18 protein-coding genes and 1 pseudogene are annotated in these 22,853 nt (G+C 72.5%); 11 read left to right on the top strand and 8 right to left on the bottom strand.

Going from position 1 to position 22,853, the window contains the following annotated elements; genetic code table 11:
* The first annotated feature begins 34 nt into the window (after positions 1-34).
* The 3 genes from IEY56_RS02670 (at position 35) to IEY56_RS02660 (ending at position 4,516) form a co-directional block, all read left to right on the top strand.
* Positions 35-1,849 carry a SpoIIE family protein phosphatase gene (locus tag IEY56_RS02670; RefSeq protein ID WP_373292031.1) on the top strand — a complete coding sequence of 605 codons (1,815 nt, stop codon included), beginning with the start codon at positions 35-37 and terminating at the stop codon, positions 1,847-1,849.
* A 222-nt stretch (positions 1,850-2,071) separates the two neighbouring features.
* Positions 2,072-2,650, top strand: coding sequence for a hypothetical protein (locus IEY56_RS02665; RefSeq protein WP_229711542.1), 579 nt, complete (start codon positions 2,072-2,074; stop codon positions 2,648-2,650).
* A gap of 234 nt (positions 2,651-2,884) precedes the next feature.
* Positions 2,885-4,516 carry an AMP-binding protein gene (locus IEY56_RS02660; protein ID WP_189035417.1) on the top strand — a complete coding sequence of 544 codons (1,632 nt, stop codon included), beginning with the start codon at positions 2,885-2,887 and terminating at the stop codon, positions 4,514-4,516.
* An 87-nt stretch (positions 4,517-4,603) separates the two neighbouring features.
* Here IEY56_RS02660 and IEY56_RS02655 read toward each other — a convergent pair whose 3' ends face one another.
* Positions 4,604-5,893, bottom strand: a complete 1,290-nt coding sequence (locus tag IEY56_RS02655; RefSeq protein WP_229711540.1) for an amidase family protein — start codon at positions 5,891-5,893, stop codon at positions 4,604-4,606.
* Positions 5,894-6,203: 310 nt separating this feature from the next.
* Between IEY56_RS02655 and IEY56_RS02650 the strand changes: the two genes are divergently transcribed.
* The 5 genes from IEY56_RS02650 to IEY56_RS02630 all read left to right on the top strand — a co-directional run bounded on the left by IEY56_RS02650 (position 6,204) and on the right by IEY56_RS02630 (position 12,432).
* On the top strand, positions 6,204-7,694 hold the full coding sequence (locus tag IEY56_RS02650; RefSeq protein ID WP_229711538.1) for an MFS transporter: 1,491 nt from the start codon (positions 6,204-6,206) through the stop codon (positions 7,692-7,694).
* On the top strand, positions 7,691-9,190 hold the full coding sequence (locus IEY56_RS02645) for a mannitol dehydrogenase family protein (protein ID WP_189035416.1): 1,500 nt from the start codon (positions 7,691-7,693) through the stop codon (positions 9,188-9,190). The genes IEY56_RS02650 and IEY56_RS02645 overlap by 4 nt, the downstream gene beginning before the upstream one ends.
* Before the next feature lie 95 nt (positions 9,191-9,285).
* Positions 9,286-10,563 carry an alpha-hydroxy acid oxidase gene (locus IEY56_RS02640; RefSeq protein WP_189035415.1) on the top strand — a complete coding sequence of 426 codons (1,278 nt, stop codon included), beginning with the start codon at positions 9,286-9,288 and terminating at the stop codon, positions 10,561-10,563.
* 184 nt (positions 10,564-10,747) lie between these two features.
* Positions 10,748-11,473: a creatininase family protein gene (locus tag IEY56_RS02635; protein ID WP_189035414.1), complete on the top strand. Its 726-nt coding sequence runs from the start codon at positions 10,748-10,750 to the stop codon at positions 11,471-11,473.
* Positions 11,470-12,432: a RibD family protein gene (locus IEY56_RS02630; RefSeq protein ID WP_229711536.1), complete on the top strand. Its 963-nt coding sequence runs from the start codon at positions 11,470-11,472 to the stop codon at positions 12,430-12,432. Before IEY56_RS02635 ends, IEY56_RS02630 begins: the two co-directional genes overlap by 4 nt.
* 105 nt (positions 12,433-12,537) lie before the next feature.
* Here IEY56_RS02630 and IEY56_RS02625 read toward each other — a convergent pair.
* The 5 genes and pseudogenes from IEY56_RS02625 to IEY56_RS02605 form a co-directional block, all read right to left on the bottom strand.
* Positions 12,538-13,368, bottom strand: a pseudogene (locus tag IEY56_RS02625) (lysylphosphatidylglycerol synthase domain-containing protein); the annotation flags it as partial.
* On the bottom strand, positions 13,365-14,225 hold the full coding sequence (locus IEY56_RS02620; RefSeq protein WP_189035413.1) for an SAM-dependent methyltransferase: 861 nt from the start codon (positions 14,223-14,225) through the stop codon (positions 13,365-13,367). The pseudogene IEY56_RS02625 and the gene IEY56_RS02620, both read right to left, overlap by 4 nt.
* Positions 14,222-15,418: a glycosyltransferase family 4 protein gene (locus IEY56_RS02615; protein WP_373292021.1), complete on the bottom strand. Its 1,197-nt coding sequence runs from the start codon at positions 15,416-15,418 to the stop codon at positions 14,222-14,224. The genes IEY56_RS02620 and IEY56_RS02615 overlap by 4 nt, the downstream gene beginning before the upstream one ends.
* Entirely contained in the window at positions 15,415-15,813 is a 399-nt protein-coding gene (locus IEY56_RS02610) for a 6-pyruvoyl trahydropterin synthase family protein (protein ID WP_189035412.1), read from the bottom strand. Before IEY56_RS02610 ends, IEY56_RS02615 begins: the two co-directional genes overlap by 4 nt.
* Before the next feature lie 69 nt (positions 15,814-15,882).
* Positions 15,883-16,872, bottom strand: coding sequence for a zinc-dependent alcohol dehydrogenase (locus IEY56_RS02605; protein WP_189035411.1), 990 nt, complete (start codon positions 16,870-16,872; stop codon positions 15,883-15,885).
* A 107-nt stretch (positions 16,873-16,979) separates the two neighbouring features.
* Between IEY56_RS02605 and IEY56_RS02600 the strand changes: the two genes are divergently transcribed.
* Together IEY56_RS02600 and ribA are read left to right on the top strand one after the other, a co-directional pair.
* Positions 16,980-17,747, top strand: coding sequence for a CDP-alcohol phosphatidyltransferase family protein (locus tag IEY56_RS02600; protein WP_189035410.1), 768 nt, complete (start codon positions 16,980-16,982; stop codon positions 17,745-17,747).
* 108 nt (positions 17,748-17,855) lie between these two features.
* Positions 17,856-18,509: a GTP cyclohydrolase II gene (ribA, locus tag IEY56_RS02595; protein ID WP_189035409.1), complete on the top strand. Its 654-nt coding sequence runs from the start codon at positions 17,856-17,858 to the stop codon at positions 18,507-18,509.
* 546 nt (positions 18,510-19,055) lie between these two features.
* Here the strand turns inward: ribA and IEY56_RS02590 are convergent.
* Positions 19,056-21,281 carry an NADP-dependent isocitrate dehydrogenase gene (locus tag IEY56_RS02590; protein WP_189035408.1) on the bottom strand — a complete coding sequence of 742 codons (2,226 nt, stop codon included), beginning with the start codon at positions 21,279-21,281 and terminating at the stop codon, positions 19,056-19,058.
* Between the two features lie 387 nt (positions 21,282-21,668).
* Entirely contained in the window at positions 21,669-21,890 is a 222-nt protein-coding gene (locus IEY56_RS02585; RefSeq protein WP_189035407.1) for a hypothetical protein, read from the bottom strand.
* A 146-nt stretch (positions 21,891-22,036) separates the two neighbouring features.
* On the opposite strand from IEY56_RS02585, the gene IEY56_RS02580 reads away from it, so the two are divergent.
* Entirely contained in the window at positions 22,037-22,837 is an 801-nt protein-coding gene (locus IEY56_RS02580; protein WP_189035406.1) for an SDR family NAD(P)-dependent oxidoreductase, read from the top strand.
* The last annotated feature ends 16 nt before the right edge of the window (positions 22,838-22,853 follow it).

The raw sequence follows: 22,853 nt of genomic DNA, 5'->3' as shown, positions 1-22,853 counted from the left end.
AGTGGCTTTGGTGCTTTCTGATCCGAGTCAGGAGATACCCGTGCGACTGCCGTTCTCCGGTCTCAGCGATCCCGTCACGCGGACGGCGCTGTCGGCGAGCCAGCTCGCACCGGCCCGGGCCCGCACCCTCGTACGCGCGGCCATCAGCGAGGGCCCGCCCCCGGCGGGCTCAGAAGCCTGGAAGCTGGAGCGCCTCGCGGACGACGCCGCGCTCCTGGTCAGCGAACTCGTCACCAACTCCCTCATGCACGCCGGCACCGACGTAGAGATCGCCTGCGGGCTGGAGACGTCCGGTCAGGGCCCGGGAGAGCCGGCCGACGGCGGGCAGCTCACCGGCGTGCTGGTGGAGGTGGCCGACCGGCAGCCCTCCGGCCGGGTCACCGGCGACACCTCGGGCCAGCGCGGGCGCGGGCTCGGCCTGCAGATCGTCGGGGCGCTCGCGGAGTCCTGGGGCGTGACCTACCGGCGCACCGAGAAGGTGGTCTGGTTCCGCCTCGCGGTCTCCGAGATCGTGCCCGCGCCGGCGGGAGCGCTCAGCGAAGCCATGCACCGCGAGCTGGACGCCGCCGAGATCTTCTCCCCGTCCGTACGGGCCGACCGCAGGCGCGTCGCCGAGTGGACCGACCGCGGCGGTGCCTTCCTCGCCGAGGCCAGCGAGCTGCTGGCCGGGCAGCTCGACGAGGACATGGTCGCCGCACTGGCGGGCCAGCTCCTCGTGCCGCGGCTCGCCGACTGGTGTGCCGTATGGCTGACGACCGAGTCCGGGGCGATGCGGCTCTCCCGCGTCTGGCACGCCGACGAGCGCCGCGTCGACGCCCTGCGCTTCGCCCTCGAACCGGACCCGCCGCCGCCCACCCTGCGGACGGTCGGCATCCCCTGGCCCTGGCCGGAGGGCGCCGACGAGGACGGGACGGGGGGATCGGCTCTGGCGTTCTCGCTGGTCTCGGGCGGAACCTGTGTCGGCTCACTGGTGATCGGACGTGCCGGTCCTCCGGAGACGACCGACACCGTGGCCCGCACGGTCGAGGACGTCGCACGCCGCGTCGCGCAGGCCGTCGTCACCGCCCGCCAGTACACCCGGCAGACGAGCATCAGCCGCGCGCTGCAGCGCAGGCAGCTCCCGCCGTCCCTGGCCAGCCTCCCCGGGGTGGAGTCGGCGATCGTCTACGAGCCGCACGGCAGGGGCCAGACCGTCGGCGGAGACTTCTACGACCTGTTCCCCATGGGCAACGGCCGGTGGGCCTTCCTCCTCGGCGACGTGCAGGGCAAGGACCCCGAAGCGATGTCCGTGACGGGACTGACGCGGCACCTCGTGCGGCTGCTGGCCCGGGAGGGCCACGGGGTCGAGTCCGTGCTCGGACGGCTCAACGCCGCCATGGCGGAGGAGGGCGCCGAAGCGGTGGCCGTGGGAGGGGAGAGTGCCCAGCCGAGGTTCCTCAGCCTCGTCTACGGCGAGCTGCAGCCCGACCCGGAGGGCGGCGGGGCGCGCTGCACCCTGGCGAGCGCCGGACACCCCCCGCCGCTGAAACTGTCGCCCGGGACGGGAGTGGTGCGGGTGGCGGAGCAGCAGATGCTCCTGGGCATCGACGACGGCACCGAGTTCACTGCTTACTCCTTCGACCTCGCGCCGGGCGAGACGCTGCTGTGCGTGACCGACGGCGTCACCGAACGTCGCAGCGGCCAGCGGCAGTTGGACGACGACGACGGTCTGGCCGACATCTTCGCTGGATGCGGGGGCATGGGAGCGATGGCGGTGGCCGAGCGCGTACGGCAGGCGGCGCACGACTTCGGTCCGGAACCCGTCGAGGACGATCTGGCCATCCTCGTCCTGCACGCGGTGGCCGGCTGAGTCGTCCGCACGCGCCGAGGCCCGTACGCGGGAACGCGCCCCTCCGGAACGCGCCCGCTCACGCGCGCCCGTCAGGCAGCCGCACGACGGCCTGCCCACCCGTCTCACAGGAAGAGCCCCCGCCTTCAGGAGGAGGGAGGCGCCCCCGGGTCGCCCGCGCGGCGGAGACGGTTCCTTCCGCAGCGGGACGGCGTCGCCAGGTGCCGCGGCCAGGCTGGACAGGTGACTCGGACAGCGAAACGCAGCGACCACCGTCCCGTTCCCGGCCCCTCCGTCCACGCTCCGCGCGAACCCGCCTTCCCCTGGGACGGGCGGCCGCCGCAGCGCTGGGCCGTCCTCGCCGCCCATCTCGTGCCGCTCACCACGCTGCCGTCGGGGCTGTGGCGCGTCGGACTGGCGCTGGGCTTCCCCATGGGCCTGACGGTCGACGGCGCGCCCGTGCGCACCGACGGCGGGGACGCCGTCTACTTCGTCTTCCTCAGCGTCCTGTGCGAAGGGCTCGCCCTGCTCACGCTCGGCCTGGTCCAGCCCTGGGGCGAGCGCGTGCCGCGGTGGATCCCGCTGCTGGGCGGGCGGCGCGTGCGGCCGGCGGCAGCGCTCGTGCCCGCCGCCGCGGGCGCCGTCGCGCTCCAGGCCATCTGGGCGTACGCGTTCCGCGACTTCCCCACGCTGGCCGGGTTCGGCTTCTCCGACGGGCTGTGGCAGGCGGTGCTCATCGTGTGCTACCTGCCGCTGCTCGCCTGGGCGCCGCTCCTCGCCGCCGTCACCTGGGCGTACTACCGGCGCCGCTGCCGCGGCTGACCCGCCGGCGGCCCCGGCGCCCGGGGCCGCCCGACACCATGGGCTCGGGGGCCGCCCGCTGAAGCTCCGGTAGGCGGGCGGCTGTCCGCGAGCCCGGTACTTCGGAGCCGACGGGGGGTGGTGCCGGGCAGGCCCGTGGCGCAGGATGCCAGGGCACGTCCCTCGCCGGACGCCCCGGGGGTCCCCGGCCGGGCGTGTGTGCCAGCGCGACGCCTTCACGACGAGGAGGTCCCGGTGACCGGACATCCGACGGAGCTCTCCTACGCGAGCGGGACCGCCACGACGCCCCTGCTCGGCGACACCATCGGCAGCAACCTCGACCGCACCACGGCGGCGCATCCCGAGCGTGAGGCGCTGGTCGACGCCCCCAGCGGCAGGCGGTGGACGTACGCCCAGTTCACCGCGGACGTCGACCAGTTGGCGCGCGGACTGCTCGCGCGCGGCATCAGCAGGGGCGACCGGGTGGGGATCTGGGCGGTCAACTGCCCCGAGTGGCTGCTCGTCCAGTACGCGACGGCCCGGATCGGTGCCGTCATGGTCAACATCAATCCCGCCTACCGCACGCACGAACTCGCCTACGTGCTGCGGCAGTCGGGCGTGCGCATGCTGATCGCGTCCACCGAGTACAAGACGAGTGACTACCGGGCGATGGCCCGGGAAGTGGCCGGCGAGTGTCCGCGGTTGGCGGAGACCGTGCACATCGGCACACCCGGCTGGGACGAGCTGGCGGCCGCCGGCGACGCCGTGGGGGAGGACGAACTCCGAGCGGCCGAAGCTCTCCTGAGCTGCGACGACCCGGTCAACATCCAGTACACCTCAGGGACCACGGGGTTCCCCAAGGGAGCGACGCTCTCCCACCACAACATCCTCAACAACGGTTATTTCGTAGGGGAGTTGCTGGGCTACACCGAGCAGGACCGGGTGTGCCTGCCGGTGCCCTTCTACCACTGCTTCGGCATGGTGATGGGCAACCTCGCGGCCACCAGCCACGGCGCCTGCGTCGTCATCCCCGCGCCGTCCTTCGAGCCCGCCGCCTCCCTCAAGGCGGTGCAGGACGAGCGGTGCACGTCGCTTTACGGGGTGCCGACGATGTTCATCGCTGAGCTGGGGCTCCCCGACTTCGCGTCGTACGACCTGAGTTCGCTGCGGACCGGGATCATGGCCGGCTCGCCCTGCCCCGTCGAGGTGATGAAGCGCGTCGTCGCAGAGATGCACATGGCCGAGGTGGCGATCTGCTACGGCATGACGGAGACCTCGCCGGTCTCCACGCAGACCCGTACCGACGACGACCTGGAACGCCGTACCGCCACCGTCGGCAGGGTGCTGCCGCATCTGGAGGTGAAGGTCGTCGACCCGGGTACCGGGGTGACGCTGCCCCGGGGCGCGGCGGGAGAGCTGTGCACCCGCGGATACTCGGTGATGCTGGGCTACTGGGAGGAGCCGGAGCGCACCGCGGAGGTCATCGACGCCGGCCGCTGGATGCACACGGGCGACCTCGCCGTGATGAGGGAGGACGGGTACCTCGCCATCACCGGCCGCATCAAGGACATGATCATCCGGGGCGGGGAGAACGTCTATCCGCGCGAGATCGAGGAGTTCCTCTACACGCATCCCAAGATCTCCGACGTGCAGGTGGTCGGCGTCCCCGACGAGCGCTACGGGGAGGAGATCCTCGCCTGCGTCATCCCGCACGACCAGGGCGATCCGCCCACCCGTGACGAGATCGCCGCCTTCTGCGCCGGGCGGCTGGCGCACTACAAGATCCCGCGGCACCTGCGCGTCATGGCGGAGTTCCCCATGACGGTCAGCGGCAAGGTCCGCAAGGTCGAACTGCGGCAGGAGGCGTCCGGCGGCGGACCCGCCTGACGGGCCGCCCTCCCGCCGGGCGTCCCCGGCGTCAGTCTTCGCGCCGGACGCCGCCGGCCTCAGTCTTCGCGCCGGACGCCGCCGGCCTCAGTCTTCGCGCCGGACGCCGCCGGCGAGGGCGAGCCGGAGCAGCGCCCGGTCCTGGCCGCGCGCCGCGACGGCGCACAGGCCGACCGGCAGGCCGCCGGCCGTCATGCCCGGGAGCACCACGCAGGGCAGGCCGCCGATGCCCGCGAGGCAGGTGAGCTGGATGGTGCGGCGTCGCACGTCGTCCCGTTCCGCGGACGTGGAGTCGACGCGCGGTGCGGGACCGGCCGCCGCGGGCAGCATGAGCAGCGTGCCGGGGGAGAGGGCGGCGTCCAGGCCGAGCGCGGTGGCGCGTACCGACTGCGCGGCGCGTTCCGCCCGTTCCCGGGTGACGGCGGAGGCCCAGGCGAAGCGCTCGGCGACTCCGGTCCCGAGCGCGTCCGGGTGCGAGGCGACCCACTCCCCGTCGTTCTCCCACACCTGTACGGCCTGTACGGCGGAGAAGGCGCCGGCCCGCAGCTCGCAGTCGGCGCCCTCGGGCCCCAGCAGCGGATACGTCTCGACGCGCAGACCGGTCCGCTCGGCCAGCTCCTCCACCGCCGGGGCGAAGCCCTCGCGTACCGCGTCGTCGGCCGGAGCGAGGAGGCTCTCGTCGATGAGAGCCGTATGGAAGGGCACCCCTCCCTCCGGGCCCGCGACGCCCCGGCCGGTGCCCGTCACGCCGCCGTCCCCGCGGCCGCTGCGCTGCTGTTCGTCGCGCCCGGCGTCCTCGGCGGGCGGAAGCAGCGCGTCTCCCACCCGCAGCAGCGTCTCCGCGTCCCTCGCGAGCCAGCCGACGGTGTCGAAGCGCGGGGCGAGCGGCAGCATGCCGGTCACGGGTACGGCGCCGTGCGTGGGCCGCATCCCGTAGAGCCCGCAGTAGGAGGCCGGCACCCGGATCGACCCGGCGGTGTCGCTGCCGAGTCCGGCGTCGGCCTCGCGGAGGGCGACGGCGGAGGCCGGTCCGCTGCTGGAGCCGCCGGGGATGCGGCCGGGGGCGGCCGGGTTGGGCGGCGTGCCGTAGTGGGCGTTGGTCCCGTCGAGGCTGTAGGTCAGCTCGTCGGTCTGGGCGATGCCGGTCACCTCCGCCCCCGCGTCGAGAAGTGCCTGGACCGCCCAGGAGTTGCGGGTCTCCGGCTCGGCCTCCTCGAGCCAGTACGGGTTCCCGGCGCCCATCCGGTGGCCGGCGACGGCGTGCACGTCCTTGACCGCGAGGCGCACGCCGCTGAGGGGCCCGGCCGCCGCAGGTGCGACGAGAGGGGCGCCGCGCTCCCGCCACACCGCCTTCTCCGAGTCGGTCTGCATCGTCATGCGGGATGCGTACCCGCGCGGGCAAGCGGCTGACGCCGGATCACCTGCAGGCGTGCACGCGTCAGTCCCCGGGACGTCCCCGCCTTGCGTGCGGGCGCGGGGGAGGGGCGGGACGCCGGTGAGCGGCGGGCAATCGGCGGCCCGCCGGGCGGAACGGGGAACCGGCCCTGCTCCTGCGGACGGATCGGAGATAAGGGCAGGTCATTGACAGGGCCACGCAGTGCTTCGTAAGTTGCGCGGGATTCTAGATCACGGAATCGCATTCCGTGAGACGGAATACTGATGGCCCTGGCGACGGTGAGGAGGCGCTGTGACGACTCAGGCGGAAGTGCGACACCTCTCGGACTCCGCGGCCAGACACGTCCTCGCCAGACACGGTACCGACGCCGGACGCCGCACCGGCTGGCTGATGATCTCCACGATCCTCATCGAGGCCTGGGACCTGTACGCCATCTCCTTCCTCCTGCTCTTCGTCAAGGCGGACCTGAACCCCAGCGCGAGCATGCTCGGACTCGCCTCCGGGGCGGTCCAGCTCGGCGCGCTGATCGGCGCCGTCTGCGGAGGCTGGTTCGCCGACAGGTTCGGCCGCCGCAAGGTCTTCATCACGACGATGGCGCTCTTCGTCGTCCTCGCCCTTGCCCAGTCCTTCGTCACGTCCATGTGGGAACTGGTGCTCGTCCGCTTCCTGCTGGGGCTCCCGCTGGGCAGCGACATCTCCACGGGCTACGCCTACATCATGGAGACGATGCCCAAGGGCAAGCGCGAGGTGATGGGCAACCGCTGGCAGGGGATGTTCGGCCTCGGCGAGATCGCGGCGATCGCCGTCGTCACCGGGCTCTACCTCAGCGGCATGGACCACAGCCTGCTGTGGCGCATCGGACTCGGGCTGGGCGCACTGCCCGCGCTCGCCCTGCTGATCGGGCGCCTCGACGTCCCCGACACGGCGCTGTGGCTGATACAGCGCGGCAAGTTCCGGCAGGCCAAGGCCGTCGCGCGGAAGATGTTCGGGGACGACCTTGCGATGCTCCCCGACGAGGACTTCCGCATCGAGCGGCCCCGTACCCGCGACTTCCTCGCCGGGATCTGGAAGGACCCCGTACGCCGGCGCAGCAGCGTCTTCGCGTGGATCTCCAACGCCATGCAGGGCGCGGAGTTCGCCGCCTTCGCCTTCTACCTGCCGGTGATCCTGGTCCTCACGGGCGTCTCGGGCATCGGCGCGACCAACTTCATCACCGGCGCGATCTACGTCGTCGCCACGGTCAGCGGCTTCGTCGCCCCCATGGTGACGCCCCGGCTGGGCCACCGCGGCGTCGCCCGCTGGGGATTCGGGACGGCCTTCCTGTCGCTGCTGCTGGCGGCGCTCTTCCTCCACCTGGACTGGAAGTGGCTCGTGCCCGTTGCGGCGGGCGCCCTGATGTGGGGCCACTACTGGGCCGCGTCCAACGGGATGACCATCGCCTCGATGGTGGCGCCGAGCCGCTACAAGGCGACCGCGTCGGGCTTCGGGTACATCTTCGTGAAGCTCGCCGCGTTCGTGACGATCTTCTTTTTCCCGATCATGTTCGAGAGCCTGGGCGTCCCGCTGGCGACCGTCATCGTCTCGGTGCTCTCCCTGACCGGCTACCTCGCGGCGACGTACGTGCTGCCCGAGGTGTACGGGTACGTGGAACAGGACGCAGAACAGAACGGGGAAAACGCGCAACACGACGTGGCACCGGACGTGCAAGAGGACGGAGCACGAGGGGCGGAGAGCGGCATCGCCGAGCAGTCGCCGAAGTCCCCGACGAAGGAGCGGACTTGACCGACGCACACGCCGGCGGGCCCGGAGCGCGCCGCATCCTGCACCTGGGGCTCGGCAACTTCCACCGCGCCCACCAGGCCCTCTACACCGAGGACGCGGCCCGCTCCGGCGGCCCCTGGACGATCACGGGGGCCGCCGGGAGCACCCGCGGCGTCGTGGAGGCGCTGCGGCGGCAGGGGATGCGCTACCACGTCCTGACGCTCGGCCCCGGGCAGACGGACGTCCGTGAGGTAGCGAGCATCACCGACGCGTTCGTCGCCGCGGACGAACCCGGCCGCACCACCGCCGAGATCGCCGACCCGGCGACCCGGATCGTCTCCCTCACGGTGACCGAGAAGGGGTACGGCATCAGCGCCCGCACCGGCGGCCTCGACCTGGACGCCCCAGCCGTCCGCGACGATGTGGCGGGCTCCCCGCCGCGCAGCACGGTCGGCCGTCTGGCAGCGGGGCTGCTGCGCCGCTGCCGCGCCTCCGCCGAGCCCGTCACGCTGCTCAGCTGCGACAACCTCACGGCCAACGGCACGACCCTCGCCGGGCTGCTGCGGGACTTCGCCGGGGCCATGCCCGCCCGGGACGGCGCGGAGCTGCTGGCCTTCCTCGACGAGTCCGTCACCTGCCCGGACACCATGGTCGACCGGATCGTCCCCGCAACGACCGACGAGCACCGCCGGATGGCCGCCGAGGCCGGCTTCGACGACGAAGTGCCCGTCCCCGCCGAGCCGTTCACCATGTGGGTGATGCGCGACGACTTCGCCGCCGGCCGCCCCGCGTGGGAGAAGGCCGGCGCCGTGCTGACGGACCGCGTGCACGACTACGAGACGGCCAAGGTGCGGCTGCTGAACGGCGTCCACTCGCTCCTCGCCTACCTCGGCATGCTCACGGGCCGCGAGCTGATCGCCGACGCCGCCGCCGACCCCGTCGTCGCGCGGGCCGCCGAACGGCTGGGCGACGAGTACGAGCCGACGCTCGTCCTCCCCGGCGGCTTCGACGTCGCCGCCTACCGCAGGGAGCTCCGCGAGCGCTTCGCGAACCGCAGGCTGGCCCACGGCACCGCGCAGGTCGGTGCCGACGGATCGCTCAAGCTCGCCCAGCGCGTCCCCGGGGCGGTGCTGTGGCACAGGCGGCACGGGACGCTGCCCGCCGTGCTCGCACTGACGGTCGCCGCCTGGCTCAAGTGCCTCGCCCACCCCGCCGCGTTGCCCGGGGGCCGCGCCCTCGCCGACCCGAACGCGGAGCGCCTGCGGGCCAAGGGGGAGCGGGCGGCCAGGGGAGGAACCCCGGAGCGGCGAGGGCACGAACTCGCCCGGCTGTGCCTGCGGGAGGAGGCGCTGCTCGGTCAGGAGCTGGGCGGGCAGGACGAGTTCGTCGCGGCCGTCGGCGAACTGCTGGCGGAGCTGGAGCGCGGGGGAGTGGCAGCGGCGGTGGAGGCGGCGACCGGATCCTCCGCCGGCGGCCACCGCAGCGGAGGACCGGACGTCCCCTCCGGGGGGCCGTAGACCGGGTCGCGGCGGGCGCGGAGACCGCCGCCGGACCCCGGCGGGCGCCGTCCGCGAGCAGTACGAGACCACACGCATCGACGGAGAGCATTCCCATGACGACACTCGAACGCCGGTTCCCGCGCCCCCGGGACATCGCACCGCTGCTGAAGATGAAGCCGAGGCAGAGGAACGCCACGGCACGGAGGCTGGCGAGCGCCCACACCATCTGGGACCTGAGGCGGATCGCGAAGCGCCGCACCCCCGCGGGCCCGTTCGACTACACCGACGGCGCGGCCGACGGCGAGGTCGGCGTACGACGTGCCCGGGAGGCCTTCGAGGACCTGGAGTTCCGGCCCGGCGTGCTGCGGGACGTCGCACATGCCGACACCTCGGCGACCGTGCTCGGCGGGACGTCCGCGCTGCCCTTCGGCCTGGCGCCCACCGGCTTCACGCGCATGATGCACTCCGCGGGCGAACGTGCCGTGGCCGCGGCCGCCGAGCAGGCGGGGATCCCCTACGCGCTGTCCACCGTGGGCACGACCTCCATCGAGGACGTCGCCGCGGCCGCACCCTCGGCCCGCAAGTGGTTCCAGCTCTACCTGTGGAAGGACCGCGACCTCTCCCGCGAACTCGTCGCCAACGCCAAGGCGGCGGGCTACGAGGCGCTGCTCGTCACCGTCGACGTACCCGTCAACGGCAACAGGCTGCGCGACCTGCGCAACGGCATGACGATCCCGCCGCAGCTCACGCTCCGGACGTTCCTGGACGCCTCCTACCGCTGGGAGTGGTGGCTGAACTTCCTCACCACCGAGCCGTACTCCTTCGCCTTCGACAAGAGCGGCGAAGGAGCCCTCACGGAACTGGTGAGCAAGCTCTACGACCCGACCGTCACCTTCGACGACCTCGACTGGATCCGTGAGACGTGGGACGGCCCGATCCTCGTCAAGGGCATCCAGACCGTCGCCGACGCCGAGAAGGTCATGGCGCACGGCGCCGACGGCGTCGTCGTCTCCAACCACGGGGGCCGCCAGCTGGACCGCGCCCCCGTGCCGCTGCACCTGCTGCCGCGCATAGCCGAGGCGGTCGGCGACCGCGGGACGGTCATGCTGGACACCGGGATCATGAACGGCGGCGACATCGTGGCGGCGCACGCCCTCGGCGCGGACTTCGCGCTCGTCGGCCGCGCCTACCTCTACGGGCTGATGGCCGGCGGTCAGGCAGGCGTGGCCCGCGCGATCGAGATCCTCGGCGCCGAGGTGGAGCGGACGATGAAGCTGCTCGGCGTCACCTCCGTCGACGAACTCAACCCGGGCCACGTCCGGTTGATGACCCGGAGGGGGCCCGTCAGCGCGGACGTCCTGGACGCTCCGGGCGTCCCGGACGGGCGGTGACGCGGCAGAGCACCCGGCGCGGCGGAACGAAGGGGGAGCGGGCAGGACGTGGGCCTTCTCCCCCTTCTCCGGTGGGACTGGTGGGTGTGGGGTTTCTGTGCAAGCGTGATCGTGCCGCCGCCGGGACCGCCGCCGCGGCACCCCCACGACGCTCGACGCACCGCCCCGAAGGAGCACGACACCCATGGACAGCATCGCCTCCCACGCGCTGCCGAAGGAGACGACCGAGGACGTAGGGGAGCGCCGGGCGACCGTGGCGGTCCTGCCCGTGGGCAGCTACGAACAGCACGGCCGCTACATGCCGTTGGCGACGGACACGCTCGTGGCGTGCGCCGTCGTCGACCGGCTCGCCGCCGCCTACCCGGTGCAGCCGCTCCCGCCGCTGACGTTCTCCTGCTCGCAGGAGCACGCGAAGTGGCCGGGCACGGTGAGCATCACCGCGGGCACCCTCGTCGCGGTGATCCGCGACATCGCGGCGTCCCTGCGGCGCTCCGGGGTGACGGGGCTCGCGATCGTCAACGGGCACGGCGGCAACTACGTGCTGCGCAACATCGTCCAGGAGGCCACGGAGGAGGGGCACCGCATGGTGCTCTTCCCGACGGGCGCGGACTGGGAGGAGGCCACCGCGAAGGCCGGGGTGGAGACTCCCGCCCGGAGCGACATGCACGCGGGCGAACTGGAGACGTCGATCCTGCTGCACACGCGGCCGGAAGCCGTTCGCGAGGGATACGAGTCGGCGGACTGGCTGTGCGACGACCGCCGGCATCTGCACTCCCTCGGCCTCGGCCCCTACACCTCGTCCGGCGTCGTCGGGCGCCCCTCCCTCGCCTCCGCCCGCAAGGGGGACGACGTACTCACGGCCCTCTGCGGCGCGTTCGAGGACCACCTGCGCGTGCTGGAGGCACTGTGACCGCCCCTGGAGAGCGCGGCCACGCGGACGTGACCGGCGCGGCCGCCGGGACCGGGGCCGCAGCCGGGGCAGCGGCGGCCGACGGACCCGAAGCCCTGGGAGACCAGGAGGCGTGGGAGCGGCTGCTGCGCGTGCGCACCCGCGAGGAAGCAGCCGCGGCCGGCCTGGAGCAGGGGGCGGACGGCGGATGGCGGTGGCGTGTCCCCGCGTCGCCGGAGGCCGGGGTCCTCGCCTCGCTGTACACGCCGCTGTGCCTGGCGGGGGCCGAGTGCGCCTTCGCTCAGCTCGGCCAGAGCATCGACGGGTTCATCGCCACGCGCACCGGCCACTCCAACTACGTCACGGGCGAGGAGGACCGCCTCCACCTGCACAGGCTGCGCGCCCTGTCCGACGCCGTCCTCGTCGGAGCGGGCACCACGATCGCCGACGATCCGCGCCTGACGGTGCGCGCCTGCCCGGGCGGCAACCCGGTGCGGGTGGTGCTCGATCCGCGCGGCCGCGCCTGGGAGGCGAGCCGCGAGGCGCAGGTCTTCACCGACGGGCAGGCACCCACCCTGCACGTGATCGGCACGGACGCACCCGCGGGTCCGGAGGCGGCCCCCGCTTCCGGCACCTCCTCGTCCGCTACCCCCTCGACCGGCGGGGCCCCCGGCTTCGAGGTGCTCCGGCTGCCGCGCGGCGAGGGCGGTTTCGAGCCCCGGCTGCTGCTGGACGCGCTAGCGCAGCGCGGTCTGCGCCGGGTGATGGTGGAGGGCGGGGGCGCGACCGTGTCCGGATTCCTGCGCGCGGACGTGCTGCACCGGCTCTACGTGACGGTCGCGCCCGTCGTGATCGGCGACGGCGTGCCCGGCCTGCGGTTCCCGGGCCCCGTCAGGATGGGGGAGGCCCTGCGGCCGCCCACCCGCGTCTTCCCACTCGGCGAAGACGTGCTCTTCGAGCTGGACCTCCTCGCGGCGTGACCGGCGCGCCGCCACCATGCGGAGCGCCAGCACGCCGGCGCCGGGCAGGCTGGAGAGCAGCGCCAGGGCCCCGTAGACGACCGCGGCCGCGAGGCCCTGGGCGGCTCCCAGCCCCGCGACGCCGAACGCCAGCGCGCACACGCCCTCGCGGGGCCCCCACCCGCCGATGTTGACGGGCAGGGCCATCACCAGCAGCGCGAGCAGCAGAGGCGGTACCAGCACCGCCAGCGGAGCCGTCGCCCCGGCCACGCGGGCGGCGGCGAGGAACAGGCTCAGGTGGCCCGCCAGGGCGAGCACCGACAGCCCCAGCACGCCGGGCCAGCTGTCGCGGGCGAGCAGCGCCGTACGCGCGTCCGCGAAGAACGCGGCGAGCGAACACTGCCACCCGGCACGCTCCGCGGGGGACCGGCGGGCCCGCACCACGCACACCGCGGCGACGGCCCCGATAGCGGCCACCAGCACGGCGAACACGGCCAGCTGCATCCGGTACGCGCCGAGCACCGGCAGGTACGAGGTGCCAGCGCCCAGCACGGCGAGGGAGGCGGCGACCACGACGACCTGGCCGGCGGTGCGTTCCAGCAGCACCGCGCGCACGCCCCGTCCGACGTCGCCGTTGTCCTTGCCGTGCCGCACTGCCCGGTGGACGTCGCCCAGCACGCCCGAGGGAAGCGTCGCGTTGAGGAAGAGTGCCTGGTAGTAGTCGGCGACCGCGGTGCGCAACCGCATCCGCACGCCCAGCCGTTGGGAGACCACCACCCACCGGCCCGCGCTGAAGACGGTGGCGGGGACGCTGAAGAGGAAGGTGAGGAGGACGGCGCGGGCGTCTATCCGCCCCAGTGCGTCGAGGAGTTCGGAGGTGCCCAGCCGGTAGAGGACCGCGACGAGGATGCCGACGGCGATCGGTACGCGCAGTCCGCGCCACAGTCTGCGCGTCATGCGCGTCCGCCCGGTCCGGGGAGCGCGAGGAGATCGCGGTGGTGCACCACGGCGCGCAGCCCGCCCTCCTCGCAGGTGCGGAGTCTGCGGCGCAGGTAGTCCTCTCCCGCCGCCCGCAGAGCGGGCCGCTGCGCGAGGGCCGCGCCGACCCAGCCGCGCAGCCACTCGGCGGTCAGCTCTCTCTCCTGCGGCCCGAGTCGCCACGGGCTGAGCCGGGTGCGCACGGTCGCGCCGTGCAGTTCGAACGCGGACGTGGCCGCTTCGACGGCGTCGGGTCCGAGCAGGCGGCGCCCGTCGACTGCGCGGCGCTGATGTTCGTTGAAGGCGTCGGCCATCTCGCCGTCGAGGGGGTCGGCGGGGTCGAGTTCGACCCTGCCCTCCACGGAGAGGGCGAAGAGGACCGCGCTGCCCGCCGACGTGCACGCGGCGGCGATGCGGTCCACCTCCTCGGCGGTCAGCAGGTCCAGCAGCGCTGAGGCGGCCACCACGGAGGTGCCCGCCAGGTAGTCGCCGGTCACTTCGGTGACGTCCAGCTCCTCCGGCACGACCTCGACGGGGCTGCCGTCGGCGGACTGCTCCGGCATACGGGAGGCGATACCGGCGAGCAGGTCGGGATCGCGGTCGTGCATGATCCAGCGCTGCGGTCCGTCCAGCCGGGACGCGAGCCAGCGCCCCATCGAGCCCGTACCGCAGCCGAGGTCGCGGACGGTGACCGTCCCGGTGCCGCCGTTTGCCCGGGCGGCGGACAGGAATTCGCGCAGCGGCTCCAGCAGTTCGCAGGAGCGGGCCTGTGCGTCGGCGCCTTCACGCAGCGAGAGCCATTCGGGGGCGTAGCGGGAAGCGCCGACAGCGTTCAAGGAGTTCTCCGGTCTTCATGTCGCGCTCCGTCGTCCGGCGGAACGGACGGTTCGGGCGCATCGGGTCGTTCGCCGCGAAGACTCTCCAGTACCTCGTCAAGGCGCTGAGAGGCTCCGGGCCAACCTTGCAGTCCGGCACGGCGCCGGCGTGCGGATGTTGTCACAAGACGACGAATTGTGGGCTCGGTCAGCCACCTGCGCAGGGCTCCGGCCAGGGCACCGGCGTCGCCGGGCGGTACGAGGATGCCGGGGACGCTCCCGTCGGGTGCCGTTCCCACGGTGTCGCTCACGGCGCCCGCCGCTGTCGCCAGTACGGGGATGCCGCGGGAGAGCGCCTCCGTGAAGACCATGCCGTAGGTCTCGGCGTGCGACGCGAGGACGAACAGGTCCGCCGCGTCGTACGCCTCCGCGAGCGGCCGCCCCGTGAGAGGCCCCGACAGCTGTACGCGGTCCTCCAGCCCGGCGTCGCGCAGCACACCGCGGAGCTCCTCGGTGTAGGCGGGGTCCCGGTCGAGCGCTCCGGCGAACTCGCAGGTGAACGGCGTGTCGGCGACCTCGGCCAGGGCGCGGGCCAGATCGGCCTGCCCCTTGCGGCGCGTGACGGCGGCGACGCACAGCAGCCGCGAGGCGCCGTCGGTGCCCCGGGCGAGCGGGGCGGGGTCCGTGCCGGGGCACACCGTGTGCACGCGCCGCGGGTCCAGCCCGTGCCGGTGCCGCACGTCGCGGGCCGCCCAGTCGCTGGTGGCGACGACCGCGTGCGCGGCGCGCAGCGTCCGGCCCTCCAGCTCCTCCAGCCGCGCCGCCAGGCCGGGTTCGATCCCCGTCTCGTCCGCGAGGGGCAGGTGCATCAGCACCGCCACGCGCAGCCGTCCGGTCTCGGGCACGACGATCTCGGGCACCCCGCAGGCCACGAGACCGTCCACGAGGACGACGGATCCGTCCGGCAGGCCCGCCAGTTCACGCTCCAGGGCGGACCTGGCCGACGGGCCCGGATCGGGCCAGCCGCCCGGGAGGGCCGCTTCGCCCACCGGCCGTCCGGCGGCGGCGAGTTCGCGGCACATCCGGCGGTCGTAGGCGTTCCCGCCGCTGGGGGACGCGGGGTCGTCCACGTCGCCGGGCATCACGAAGTGCACGGGCGAAGCCCTCTGCGCGCCGCCTCCCGGACGGCCCCCGGTGCCGTCCGCCGAGCTCACAGGGAGCGCTCGTAGCTGGCCCACGCGACGTGCGACTCGTGCAGCGTCACCACGATCGAGTCGAGGCCGCGGGCGTTCTCGCCCAGCGCGCCGCCGTGGACCTTCTCGGCGAGACGGTCGGCGACGACCTTGCAGAGCACCTCGGTGGAGGTGTTCATCCCGGCGAAGTCGGGCTCGTCGTCCAGATTGCGGTAGTTGAGGGCGGCGAGAATGCCGTTCAGCTCCTGCGTCGCGGCACCGATGTCGACCACGATGCCGTCGGAGTCCAGCTCGCGGCGGCGGAAGGTGGCGTCGACCACGAAGGTCGCGCCGTGCAGCCGCTGCGCGGGCCCGAAGACGTCACCGCGGAAGCTGTGGGCGATCATCATGTGGTCACGGACGGTGATGCTGAACATCGTTCACTCTCCGGTGGTTCTTGGTGGTGGTGGCGGCCGGAATCGGGCCGGTGGTCGGGTTCGGGTTCGTCACTGGACGGCGTCGTCGCCGTACGTGATGAGGTGGCACAGGGCGGGCATCCGGCCGCTCGCGATCTCGGGCATCACCTCGGGGAGTTCGTCGAAGGCGGAGCTGCCGGTGACGAGCATCTCCAGGGCGGGGTCCCGCAGCAGGTCGAGCGCGAGGGCCATGCGGTCCGCGAACGTGCGGCGCGAGCGCATCGACGGGGGCAGCGCCCCGACCTGGCTGCTCCTGATCGCCAGGCGCCGCGAGTGGAAGAACTCCCCGAGAGGGACGCTGACCTTCTCCTCGCCGTACCAGCTCAGTTCGACGATCCGCCCCTCCGGTGCCAGCAGTTCCAGGGACCGGGTGAGACCGGCCTGCGTGGCGCTGGCGTGCACGACGAGGTCGCAGTCCTCCGCCGCCTCCTCCGGCAGGGCGAAACCGACGCCCAGCGCCTCCGCGGCCTCGGCGCGCGAGGGATCCGCGTCGACCAACTCCACCCGGGATGCGGGGAAGCGGCCGAGGACGGCCGCGACGCTGCAGCCGACCATCCCGCCCCCGACCACGGCGATCCTCTCGCCGAGCATCGGCGCCGCGTCCCACACCGCGTTCACCGCGGTCTCCATCGTTCCCGCGAGCACAGCCCGGCGCGAGGGCACCTCGTCCGGCACGGGAGTCACCGCGTCGGCGGGGACCACGTAGCGGGTCTGGTGCGGGTAGAGACAGAAGACCCGGCGGCCCAACAGGTCATGATCCCCCTCTTCGACGATCCCCACGTTCAAATAGCCGTACTTGATGGGTCCGGGGAAATCGCCCTCCTGGAAGGGGGCCCTCATGACATGGTGCTGGCTTTCAGGCACCCGGCCGTGGAAGACGAGGCTCTCCGTCCCGCGGCTCACACCTGAGCAGACCGTACGCACGAGCAACTCGCCTTGGCCGAGGGAAGGAAGGGTGACGGAGTGGATCTCGCCGAATCCCGGGGACCGGAGCCAGTAAGCCCGAGCTGTGCGCTCCATTTGTGCCCTCCAGGCAAGGTGGCAACTGCAATTTCTTCACATCACGCTGATCACTCGTACCATAATCAGCCCCATCCGGCTCCGCCACACCTGCACCAGGAGGCGCGATGATCACGCAAGACTGGCGGAAGGTCGGGCAGTTGGGACGGCAGACCGCCCTGGGGGTCGCCGCTCAGCTGCTCCTTCTCGCGCTCCTGTGGTCGACGGTCGGCCTCGGGCCGGTGGGCTGGCTGACCGGCACGCTCTTCGGTGTGACGGTCTGCGCCGTGCTGCTGCGCTCCGGCAAGCCCGGCCTCGGGCCGGCCGACAAGGTCACGCTCGCCCGGGCCACTCTCGTCGGCGGGGTCACGGCGCTCGTAGCGGACGCGGCAGGCGGCGCGCACATCGGCGCGACGGTGGCGATGACGACCTGCGCGCTCATGCTGGACTTCGTGGACGGCCTCGTGGCGCGGCGCACCGGCACCTCGTCCTCTCTCGGAGCGCGATTCGACATGGAAGTCGACGCGTTCCTTCTTCTTGTACTGAGCATCTACCTCGCGTTCGCCCTCGGACCGTGGGTCATAGCCATCGGCGGCATGCGGTACGCGTTCGTCGCGGCCGCGCGGGCCCTGCCCTGGATGAACGCCCCGCTCCCGCCGAGCTTCGCGCGAAAGACCGTCGCGGCGCTCCAGGGGATCGTCCTCCTCGTCGCGACCGCCGGTGTTCTGCCCGGATCTGTGAACGTCACGCTGGTCGCTCTCGCGCTGACCTCGCTGGTGTGGTCCTTCACACGTGATGTCGTCTGGCTGTGGCAGTCCCGTCCGCGCTGTGGGAGAGTCGGCTCCGTTCCGGCCGCCCGGTATCCCGCCGGGCGTTCCCGCGCGACGCTGCCCTGACTGTGCTTTTCACCCAACTCTGCGCATTCAATTCCGAGAATGCGCACGTTGATTCAGCTTTTTCGGCAAGAGCCAGATGAATGGTTGTACGGGAGGTACGCTCAGCCCATGGCAGACCTTGAATCCCTTGCGAACGGCGCCCCGCCGCGATCTGCTGTCGAGCGGGTGGTCGAGGTCCGGCTGCCCACGGTGCACGGAGATTTCCTGGCCATCGGGTACTTGGACCGGGAGAGCGGAAGAGAGCAAATAACCCTCGTACACGGCGACATCACCCCGCACGGGGTGCTCACCCGTGTGCACTCCGAATGCCTGACAGGAGAGGTCTTCGGGTCGACGCACTGCGAGTGCGGTGACCAACTGGGCACGGCCCTGCAGATGATGGTCGCCGAGGGTGCGGGCATCCTGGTCTACATTCAGGGCCACGAGGGCCGCGGCATCGGGTTGTTGGCCAAGCTGAAGGCGCTGAAGCTGCAGCAGGCCGAGGGGCTCGACACGGTCGAGGCGAATCTCGCGCTCGGGCTCCCCGTGGACGCGCGGGAATACAGCGTCGCCGTCGAGATCCTGAACGACCTGGGCGTGGAATCCGTCCGCCTCCTCTCGAACAACCCGAGAAAGCGCAACGCGCTCGAGGCCAACGGTATCGACATCTCGGAACGCATCCCGCTGCTGATTCAGCCCAACAAGGAGAATTTCGACTACTTGTGGACCAAGCGGGAGCGGCTCGACCACAGCCTGCCGCATCTGGACGGAATGCCCGGCTGACTCGCCTCTCCGCCCCGGAAATCCCGGCACAATGCCGGGAGGGCGATTCCAGGACAGGGCCACCGGCCCGGGGCGGCGAAGCAGTGAATTCCCAGTAACTCCGCTCGCCGCACCGCCGCGGGCGGGAACGCCTGGGAATGCCCGGATTCCCGAGGGGACGATATCGGGGCGGTCTCCGCTCCCGATGACCGTCCCCGTCCGCTGACGACTCCCGTACGGCGGCCGGAGGAGCCACCGCTTCCACCGGCCGCCCCCGGGGCCGCGTCACGTGCGCGACCCATCGGGCAGGGGCCCCTCTCCAGCCTTCTTCTGCCGCTCGGCGCCGCGTAGTTCGGCCCCGGCCCTCCCGCCACCGCTCCGGCTCTCCGGCGTGCGCAGAGGCGCACTCCGTCCCCCATCGTGCGCGGTCCCTCGTACGGCCCTTGTCCGCCGCTCCTCTCGCACACCGCGCCCTCACGCACGTGCGGGCAGGGCACGCGTCAGGGCCCCGCCCCACCGGAGTGGAACGGAGCCCTCGACGACGCGGTCCGGCCTACCGCCCGGGCCTCAGCCCCGGCTGAGGGCGGCAAGCGCCTCGTTGAACGTCTTCGACGGGCGCATGACGGCCCCCGTCTTCTCCTCGTCGGGGTGGTAGTACCCGCCGATGTCGGCCGCGGAGCCCTGCACCGCGATCAGCTCGTCGACGATCGTCTGCTCCTGCTGCGACAGCGTCGTGGCGAGCTCCGAGAAGGCCGCGGCCAGTTCGGCGTCCTGGGTCTGCTTCGCCAGCTCCTGCGCCCAGTACAGCGCCAGGTAGAAGTGGCTGCCGCGGTTGTCGATGCCGCCCAGCTTGCGGCTCGGCGACTTGTTCTCCTCCAGGAACGTGGCCGTCGCCCTGTCGAGGGTGTCCGCGAGGATCTGCGCACGCGGGTTGCCGGTCCGCTGCGCGAGGTGCTCGAAGCTGACCATGAGCGCGAGGAACTCGCCCAGGCTGTCCCAGCGGAGGTAGTTCTCCTTGACGAGCTGCTGCACGTGCTTGGGCGCGGACCCGCCGGCACCCGTCTCGAACAGGCCGCCGCCGTTCATCAGCGGGACGATGGAGAGCATCTTCGCGCTGGTGCCCAGCTCCAGGATCGGGAAGAGGTCCGTCAGGTAGTCGCGCAGCACGTTGCCCGTGACGGAGACGGTGTTCTCGCCGCGGCGGATGCGCTCCAGGGAGAACGCCATCGCGTCGGCCGGGGACATGACCCGGATGTCCAGTCCCTCCGTGTCGTGCTCGGGGAGGTACTGCTCGACCTTCGCGATGAGGTTGGCGTCGTGCGCGCGGCTCTGGTCCAGCCAGAAGACGGCGGGGTCGCCGGTCGCGCGGGCCCGGCTCACGGCCAGCTTGACCCAGTCCCTGATCGGGGCGTCCTTGGTCTGGCACATGCGGAAGATGTCGCCGGTGCTGACCGCCTGCTCCATGAGGACGGCGCCGCTGCCGTCGAGCACTCGCACCGTGCCGGGGGAGGGGATCTCGAAGGTCTTGTCGTGGCTGCCGTACTCCTCGGCCTTCTGCGCCATCAGGCCGACGTTGGGCACGGAGCCCATCGTGGACGGGTCGAAGGCGCCGTTGGCGCGGCAGTCGTCGATGACGACCTGGTAGATGCCCGCGTAGCTGCTGTCGGGGATGACGGCGAGGGTGTCGTCCTCCTCGTCGTTCGCGTTCCACATGTGGCCCGAGGTGCGGATCATCGCCGGCATGGAGGCGTCGACGATCACGTCGCTCGGAACGTGCAGGTTCGTGATGCCGCGGTGGGAGTCGACCATCGCCAGCTGGGGTCCCTCGGCGAGCTCCGCCTCGAAGGACTCCTTGATCTTCGCGCCCTCGGGCAGCGACTCCAGGCCCTTGAAGATGCCGCCGAGGCCGTCGTTGGGGGACAGGCCGGCGGACGCGAGCGTCCGGCCGTACTCGGCGAAGGTCTTCGGGAAGAACGAGCGGACGGCGTGACCGAAGATGATCGGGTCGGAGACCTTCATCATCGTGGCCTTCAGGTGGACCGAGAAGAGCACGTTCTCCGACTTCGCCCGCGCGACCTGCGCCTCGAGGAACTCCCGCAACGCCGCGACGCGCATGACGGCGGCGTCCACGACCTCGCCCGCCAGCACGGGCACGGACTCGCGCAGCACCGTGACGCTTCCGTCGTCGCCCGCGAGTTCGATGCGCAGCGAGCCGGCCTCGGAGACGACGGCCGACTTCTCCGTCGAGCGGAAGTCGTCGCCGTCCATGTGCGCGACGTTCGTCTTCGACTCGGACGTCCAGGCGCCCATGCGGTGCGGGTACTTACGGGCGTAGGACTTCACCGAGGCGGGCGCGCGGCGGTCGGAGTTGCCCTCGCGCAGCACCGGGTTGACGGCGCTGCCCTTGACCTTGTCGTAGCGCGCGCGGACGTCGCGCTCCTCGTCGGTCTTCGGGTCGTCCGGGTAGTCCGGCAGCGCGTAACCCTGCTCCTGCAGTTCGGCGATGGCCGCCTTGAGCTGCGGGATGGACGCCGAGATGTTCGGCAGCTTGATGATGTTGGCTTCGGGTGTCTTCGCCAGCTCGCCGAGGTAGGCCAGCTCGTCGTCGATGCGCTGGTCCTCCCGGAGACGCTCGGGGAAGCCGGCGATGATGCGCGCCGCGAGGGAGATGTCACGGCTTTCGACACCGACGCCGGCCGTCGACCCGTAGGCCCTGATGACGGGCAGGAACGAGTACGTGGCCAGGGCCGGCGCCTCGTCGGTTTGCGTGTAGATGATGGTCGAGTCAGTCACCGATACTCCGCTTCACGTCTACGTCGTCTCGACGTCAAGATATCTCTTGGGCGGCGTCCGCGGACACCGCCCCCCGGATCCGGGCCCGGCCGCGAGGGAGATTCCGCGCACACCGCGGGCATCGCCGCGTCGGGCGGCCCCGCCGGCGTGTACCCGGGACGCCGCCGCCGAAGAACGCGCCGCGGCATACGTCCGGACGGGCACCGGCGGGCAGTCCCGGACGCCACGGGCATTTCCGGCGGGCACGCCGGACAGCAGGAGGCGTACCGGCCGCACAGGCCGGTACGCCTCGGTGCGCTGCGGTGCGGACGGCCCGGAGACGGGCCCCTGCGGCGTGGACGGCTCGGGGGACGGCCCCTGCGGGCGGCGTCGCCCCCGCGGGTCAGGTCAGAGCTTGTCCATCGACGTGTACGGGCTGGGGATCCGGGCCTGCCGGGAACCGAAGTCGACGAGCATCGCGATCCCCTCCTCCACGCCGATGATCCTGCCGAGGCCGTACTGGTCGTGCGAGACCCGGTCTCCCAGGGCGAACTGCTTGGCGAGCGGGGCGACGGGCGCCTTGAAGGGACTGGTGGGGAGGTGGCGCCTGGGCGCGGAACGCTTCGTCATCGTGAGGTCAGTATGCTCCGCATCGTCCGCCACGGCCAGGCCCGGGGCGCGGCCGGACGCGGCCCGGCCCCTCCGCCCGCCCCCGTCCGGACCGGCACGCCTCCCGCGAGCAGGAGTGGGAGCGGGCAGCGGGGTACTCGGGGCCGATGAGTGACAACGCACCCCTGGCGGTCGTGACCGGCGCGTCCCGGGGCATCGGATACGAACTCGCCCGGCGCTTCGCCGCGCACGGCTTCGACCTCGTGATCAATGCGGAGGACGACGCGCTGGCCGCCGCCGCCGAGGAGCTCGGCGCCGCGCCCGTCGACGTCCGCGCGGTGCAGGCGGACCTGCGGACCGAAGCGGGCGTCGAGGAGCTGTACGTGGCCGTGACGTCCACGGGACGGCCCGTCGACACGGTGGCCCTCAACGCGGGCGTCGGGCAGGGCGGCGCCTTCATCGACACGGACCTCGACGACGACCTGGCGGTGATCGACCTGAACGTCGTCTCCACCGTCCGGCTGGCCAAGCGCTTCCTGAAGGAGATGGCGGCCCGCGACGAGGGGCGGATGCTCGTCACCTCGTCGATCGCCGCGACCGTGCCCGGATCGTTCCAGCCGGTCTACAACGCCTCGAAGTCCTTCCTGCAGTCCTTCGTCCAGGCCCTGCAGGAGGAGCTGAAGGAGACGGGGGTGACCCTCACGTCCGTGATGCCGGGGCCCACGGAGACGGACTTCTTCCGCCGGGCGGGGATGCTGGACACCCGTCTGGGCCGGATGCGGAAGGACGACCCCGCCCAGGTCGCGGCTCAGGCGTTCGACGCGGTGATGTCGGGCAGGCCGAAACTGGTCACGGGCTCGGCGGCGACGAAGGCGCAGGGGATCGCCGACCGGGTCCTCCCCGACCGGCTGAAGGCCGCGGCCCACCGGCGGGTCGCGGAACCCGGCTCGGGACGGAAGGCCGGCTGAGACCTGGGGCCGGTGC

This window comes from Streptomyces daqingensis, from assembly GCF_014645895.1.
GTDB lineage: Bacteria > Actinomycetota > Actinomycetes > Streptomycetales > Streptomycetaceae > Streptomyces > Streptomyces daqingensis.
The sequence above is the reverse complement of the archived record's forward strand: the minus strand, read 5'-3'. Positions and strand labels throughout refer to the sequence as shown.